The organism is uncultured Ralstonia sp., assembly GCA_913056305.1.
Classification (GTDB): domain Bacteria; phylum Pseudomonadota; class Gammaproteobacteria; order Burkholderiales; family Burkholderiaceae; genus Ralstonia.
The window spans coordinates 1-4,098 of sequence record CAJXMR010000308.1; the positions used below are offsets into that span (position 1 = coordinate 1).

Annotated in this window: 6 protein-coding genes and 1 tRNA gene; all 7 read right to left on the minus strand. The window is 62.6% G+C overall.

Going from position 1 to position 4,098, the window contains the following annotated elements:
* The coding region (nuoE, locus tag QZ609_RS25020) for an NADH-quinone oxidoreductase subunit NuoE (RefSeq protein WP_295500718.1) at positions 1-465 on the minus strand (465 nt) is incomplete at its 3' end.
* A 102-nt stretch (positions 466-567) separates the two neighbouring features.
* A complete protein-coding gene (locus QZ609_RS25025) occupies positions 568-1,821 on the minus strand; it encodes an NADH-quinone oxidoreductase subunit D (protein WP_295500721.1) in 1,254 nt (417 codons plus the stop codon).
* Between the two features lie 16 nt (positions 1,822-1,837).
* Positions 1,838-2,440 carry an NADH-quinone oxidoreductase subunit C gene (locus tag QZ609_RS25030; RefSeq protein ID WP_295500724.1) on the minus strand — a complete coding sequence of 201 codons (603 nt, stop codon included), beginning with the start codon at positions 2,438-2,440 and terminating at the stop codon, positions 1,838-1,840.
* 1 nt (position 2,441) lies between these two features.
* Positions 2,442-2,924, minus strand: a complete 483-nt coding sequence (locus QZ609_RS25035; protein WP_003261929.1) for an NADH-quinone oxidoreductase subunit B family protein — start codon at positions 2,922-2,924, stop codon at positions 2,442-2,444.
* Positions 2,925-2,930: 6 nt separating this feature from the next.
* The gene (locus QZ609_RS25040; RefSeq protein WP_295500760.1) at positions 2,931-3,290 is read right to left on the minus strand and encodes an NADH-quinone oxidoreductase subunit A; all 360 of its coding nucleotides are present in this window, start codon (positions 3,288-3,290) and stop codon (positions 2,931-2,933) included.
* A gap of 169 nt (positions 3,291-3,459) precedes the next feature.
* Positions 3,460-3,544: transfer RNA gene (locus QZ609_RS25045), tRNA-Leu, on the minus strand.
* A 178-nt stretch (positions 3,545-3,722) separates the two neighbouring features.
* Positions 3,723-4,073, minus strand: a complete 351-nt coding sequence (gene secG, locus QZ609_RS25050; RefSeq protein ID WP_295500763.1) for a preprotein translocase subunit SecG — start codon at positions 4,071-4,073, stop codon at positions 3,723-3,725.
* Positions 4,074-4,098 lie beyond the last annotated feature (25 nt).

Here is a 4,098-nt window from a genome sequence, read left to right on the forward strand (position 1 = left end):
GTCGGCGATCAGCGCGTCGAGCTTCTCGTTGCTCATGAAGCTGCACATGTGGGTGTTGTTGACGATCATGACCGGTGCATCACCGCACGCGCCCATGCACTCGCCTTCCTTCAGCGTGAAGTTGCCGTCGGCAGTGGTCTCGTTGAAACCGATGCCCAGCTTCTTCTTCAGGTGGTCGGCCGCACGCTCGCCGCCCGACAGCGCGCACGGCAGGTTCGTGCACACCGACAGCTTGAAGCGGCCCACCGGCGTGGTGTCGTACATGTTGTAGAACGTCGCCACTTCCTCGACCCACACCGGCGGCATTTCGAGGTACTCAGCCACGAACTGCATGACTTCGGGCGAGACCCAGCCTTTCTCGCTCTGCGCGACCGCCAGCGCCGCCATCACGGCGGACTGCTTCTGGTCGGCGGGATATTTCGCGACCGCCCGGTCGATTTCCTTGAGAGCTTCTGCTGATAGCATTTTCGTTGCGATTGGTGCGGGACGCGGGGCTGGTCACCCCGGCGTGCGTCCTCGTTTCACAGCCGCGCTTGCCAGCGCGTCAAACCGTTGTTTCCTGCGCGTTCAGCGGTCGATCTCGCCGAACACGATGTCTTGCGTACCGATGATCGTGACGGCGTCGGCGATCATGTGGCCGCGAGCCATCTCGTCGAGCGCCGCCAGATGCGCGAAGCCCGGCGCACGGATCTTCAGGCGGTACGGCTTGTTGGCGCCGTCCGAGATCACGTAGATGCCGAACTCGCCCTTCGGGTGCTCGACGGCGGCATACGCTTCGCCTTCGGGCACGTGCATGCCTTCGGTGAAGAGCTTGAAGTGGTGAATCAGCTCTTCCATGTTGGTCTTCATGTCGACGCGCGACGGCGGTGCCACCTTGTGGTTATCGGTGATCACCGGACCTTGGTTCTTGCGCAGCCACTCGATGCACTGACGGATGATGCGGTTGCTCTGGCGCATCTCTTCCACGCGCACCAGGTAACGGTCGTAGCAATCGCCGTTCACGCCGACCGGGATGTCGAAATCGACGCGGTCATACACTTCGTACGGCTGCTTCTTGCGCACGTCCCACTCGATGCCCGAACCACGCAGCATCGCGCCGGTAAAGCCCTTCTGCAGTGCACGTTCCGGGCTCACCACGCCGATGCCGACCAGACGCTGTTTCCAGATCCGATTGTCGGTCAGCAGCGTTTCGTACTCGTCGACGTACTTCGGGAAACGGTTGGTGAAGTCTTCGATGAAGTCCAGCAGCGAACCCGAACGCGTTTCGTTCAGGGCGGCCAGGGCCTTCTCATTGCGCACCTTCGACGCCTTGTATTGCGGCATCGTGTCAGGCAGGTCGCGGTAGACGCCGCCCGGACGGTAGTAGGCCGCGTGCATGCGCGCGCCCGACACCGCCTCGTACATGTCGAACAGGTCTTCGCGCTCGCGGAAGGCGTACAGGAACACCGCCATGGCGCCCACGTCCAGCGCGTGCGAACCGATCCACATCAGGTGGTTCATGATCCGCGTGATCTCGTCGAACATGACGCGGATGTACTGCGCGCGCAACGGCACTTCGAGGCCCAGCAGGCGCTCGATGGCCATCACGTAGGCGTGTTCGTTGACCATCATCGACACGTAGTCGAGGCGGTCCATGTACGGCACGCTCTGGATCCAGGTCTTCTGCTCGGCGAGCTTCTCGGTCGCGCGGTGCAGCAGGCCGATGTGCGGGTCAGCGCGTTGGATGACTTCGCCGTCCAGCTCGAGCACGAGGCGCAGCACGCCGTGCGCGGCCGGGTGCTGCGGGCCGAAGTTCAGGGTGTAGTTCTTGATGTCTGCCATGATCGTCGGGCGCCCTTCAGTGCTTCAGACCGCCGTATTGATCCTCGCGGATCACACGCGGCGTAATCTCGCGCGGCTCGATGGTCACCGGCTGGTAGACCACGCGACGCTGCACCGGGTCGTAACGCATTTCAACGTAGCCCGACACCGGGAAGTCCTTGCGGAACGGGTGGCCGATGAAGCCGTAGTCGGTCAGGATGCGGCGCAGGTCCGGGTGGCCTTCGAACACCAGGCCGTACAGGTCGAACGCCTCGCGCTCGAACCAGTCGGCGGAATTCCAGATGGTGGTGACGGACGACACCACCGGGAGGTCGTCTTCCGGTGCGAACACGCGCACGCGCACGCGCCAGTTATGCGACACCGACAGCAGGTGCGACACGGCGGCAAAGCGCGGGCCGTTCCAGGCGCCGTCGCCGTAGTCGGCATAGTCGACGCCGCAGAGGTCCATCAACTGCTCGAACTTGAGCGATGCATCATCACGCAGCGTGCGCATGACGCTGAGGGAATCGGCGGCCTTCACCACGAGGGTGAGTTCGCCAACAGCCTCGGTCAGGCTTTGAATACGATCGCCGAGTGCCTTCTCCAGCGCGGCCTTCAGGGTGGCAAGCTTGTCGGTCATGTCAGCCCTTGCGCGCGATGGTGTTGGTGCGGCGGATCTTGGCCTGGAGCTGGATGATGCCGTAGATCAGCGCTTCCGCCGTCGGCGGGCAGCCCGGCACGTACACGTCGACCGGCACGATACGGTCGCAGCCACGCACGACGGAGTACGAATAGTGGTAGTAGCCGCCGCCGTTGGCGCACGAGCCCATCGAGATGACCCAGCGCGGCTCGGCCATCTGGTCGTACACCTTGCGCAGAGCGGGTGCCATCTTGTTGCAGAGCGTGCCGGCCACGATCATCACGTCGGACTGACGCGGCGACGGGCGGAACACCACGCCGAAGCGGTCCAGGTCATAACGCGATGCACCGGCGTGCATCATCTCCACGGCACAGCAGGCCAGGCCGAACGTCATCGGCCACAGCGACCCGGTACGGGTCCAGTTGATCAGCTTGTCAGCGGTGGTCGTGACAAAGCCTTCGTTGAGTACGCCTTCGATCGCCATTTCACATCACTCCCAATCGAGCGCGCCTTTTTTCCAGATGTAGACGAAGCCCACGAGAAATTCGAGAAGAAACACGCCCATGGAAAAGAACCCCGGCCAGCCGATCTCACGCAGCGCCACGCCCCACGGAAAGAGGAACGCGGTCTCGAGATCGAACAGAATGAACAGAATGGCGATGAGGTAGTAGCGCACATCGAACTTCATGCGCGCATCTTCGAACGCCTCGAAGCCGCACTCGTACGGCGAGAGCTTGTCTGGATCAGGATTGTTTGGCCCGAGAACTCGGCCAATGGTCATCAGTGCGAGGCCGAGGCCAACACCGATGATGATGAACAGCAGAACGGGGAAGTAGGCTTCGAGGTTCAAGGGACACTCGCCTTTTGAATGGTTGCAACAGCACTGCCCGCAGGCGGCGCCTTGTCGCCCCACCAAAGGCGCCGGGTCCGCAGCCTCACGGCGCAATAACATCCCGCCGTATTGCGGATGGGACCTGCACAGGACAAACCCACTCCCAAGCAGACCCCGAACTTTTGATTGGTGCCGACGGCGAGACTCGAACTCGCACAGCTTTCGCCACTACCCCCTCAAGATAGCGTGTCTACCAATTTCACCACGTCGGCTGGGGGAAGAAACCTTTCCGGAACCCGGTTCAGGCCTTAAGCCAGCGCCGTTCCCCATATTGTTTCAAGCCTCACATTCTACCGCAAAGCGAGGCTTTTGTTCAACGCACAAACAAAAAACTTGTGCCCCGCGGCGCACCGGCAAGCCCACCGGCGCGCCCGCGGACATTGCATCCAATTACTTCGGGACAGCCGGCGCGGACGCCGGAGTCGCACCTGCGGCGGCCGGAGCCGAAGCGGCCGGAACAGCCGGCGCCGCCCCTGCCATCACGCCCGCAGACACGCTGGCCTTGCTGTTACCCAGCAGTGTCAGCGCCAGCGTGGCCACGAAGAACACCGTAGCCAGCACGGCCGTCGTGCGCGACAGGAAGTTGGCCGAACCCGTAGCACCGAACAGGCTACCCGACGCACCGGAGCCAAATGCCGCACCTACGTCCGCGCCCTTGCCATGCTGCAGCAGCACCAGGCCGATCACGCCGAGTGCGCTCAGGATTTGCGCCACCAGCAGCAGAGTCTTCAGAATTGCCATTTCGTTTCTCTCAATAATATGTTGC